Below are 356 nucleotides of genomic sequence, written 5' to 3' on the forward strand. Positions count from 1 at the left end.
GACACGACCTTCTCAGCGTGGGTCCATGACCACGTGGCCACCGAGCACCTCGGGGCGATCTCCACGATCCTCGGCACCACCACCGCCCGCACCTACCGCCACCTCACCCAAGCTGTGACCCTCATCCACGGACTCCCCCGCTTCACCGCCCGTGCCCGCTCCGGCGAGTTCACCCTCGCCCACATGATCACCGCCGCCGACCTCTGCCAAACAGTGGCCCTCGAACACCTCCCCCGCCTCGACCAGCACCTAGCCACCAGACGTGCCGATGTCACCAGTGACACCCTGCGCACCGGGCTGCGCAAACTCATCCACCTCCTCCAAACCCCCGACGACCGGTCCCACATCGCCGCGCA

At 68.0% G+C, this 356-nt stretch carries 1 pseudogene; it reads left to right on the top strand.

The features are described 5' to 3' along the window. Positions 1-356, top strand: a pseudogene (locus tag EZE58_RS00020) (HNH endonuclease); the annotation flags it as partial.

It is taken from the genome of Brevibacterium sp. LS14, from assembly GCF_012027885.1.
Taxonomy (GTDB): domain Bacteria; phylum Actinomycetota; class Actinomycetes; order Actinomycetales; family Brevibacteriaceae; genus Brevibacterium; species Brevibacterium casei.